The 1,311-nt window shown below is 73.0% G+C and carries 1 protein-coding gene; it reads left to right on the forward strand.

Annotation, left to right across the window (positions count from 1 at the left end; all coding sequences use genetic code 11):
• Positions 1-17 precede the first annotated feature (17 nt).
• The coding region (locus AOJ26_RS40655; RefSeq protein WP_053853347.1) for an MFS transporter at positions 18-1,311 on the forward strand (1,294 nt) is incomplete at its 3' end.

Consider the following 1,311-nt stretch of genomic DNA (forward strand, 5'->3'; position numbering starts at 1 on the left):
GCTCAAGGGAGACCGCGATGCCCCCGTCCCCCGCCCCGTCCGACCGCACCCGCCAACTCCGCCGGGTCGCCCTCTCCGGCCTGCTCGGCACCGCCGTCGAGTTCTACGACTTCCTCGTCTACGGCACCGTCGCAGCCCTCGTCTTCGGCGAACTGTTCTTCCCCGGCGCCGACCCCGCCGTCGGCACGATCGCCGCGTTCGGCACCTTCGCCGCCGGATACGTGGCCCGCCCGATCGGCGGCATCGTCTTCGGACACTTCGGCGACCGCCTCGGCCGCAAGAACATGCTGCTGCTCACCATGGGCCTGATGGGCGGCGCCAGCTTCCTCATCGGCCTGCTCCCCACCTACGACACCGTCGGCGTGTGGGCGCCGGTCCTGCTGATCACCCTGCGGGTGGTCCAGGGCATCGCCATCGGCGGCGAGTGGGGCGGCGCGACCCTGATGGTCGTGGAGCACGCGGGCGAGCACCGCCGCGGTCTCTGGTCCAGCTTCACCCAGATGGGAGCCCCGCTCGGCTCCCTGATCTCCGCCGCCGTCGTGGCGATGGTCTCCACCCTCCCCAGGGACCAGTTCGCCGCGTGGGGCTGGCGGGTGCCGTTCCTGCTGAGCGTCCTGCTGCTGGGCGTCGGCCTGTTCGTCCGCCTCAAGGTGGCCGAGAGCCCGCTGTTCGCCGAGGTGAAGAAGGACCGCGCGGAGTCCCGGCTGCCGATCCTCGACGTGCTCAAGCGCCCCCGCCCCGTCCTGCTGGCCTGCTGCGTGGGCATCGGCGCCTTCACCGCCCAGTCCCTGCTGACCAGTTACCTCATCGCGTACGCCACCGGCATCGGCCACCCCCGCCCGCAGGTGCTCACCGCGCTCACCGTCTCCGCCGCGGTCGCCCTGGTCGTCCTGCCCTGCGCGTCCGCGCTCTCGGACCGCGTCGGCCGCCGCCCGGTCGTCCTCACCGGCGCGATCCTGTCCGCCGCCACCGCCTTCCCCGTCCTCGCGCTGGTCGACTCCGGGTCGCCGGGAGCCCTGATCCTGGCCGTCGTCATCGGCCACGGCATCTCCCAGTCGCTGATGTACGGCCCGCTGGGCGCCCTGTTCAGCGAGATGTTCGGCACCGAGGTCCGCTACACCGGCGCCTCCCTCGGCTACCAGGGCGCGACCCTGGTGGGCGCCGGCTTCTCCCCGATGATCGCCGGCAGCCTGGTCGCGAGCAGCGGCGACGGCACCCCCGTCGCCCTCCTCCTCTGCGGCGGCTCCCTGATCACCGCCCTGACGGTGTGGTTCGTCCGCGAGACCAGCCGTGCCTCACTGGGCGCCGGCC

The sequence above is a fragment of the Streptomyces sp. NRRL B-24085 genome, assembly GCF_001282115.1.
Taxonomy (GTDB): Bacteria; Actinomycetota; Actinomycetes; order Streptomycetales; family Streptomycetaceae; genus Streptomyces.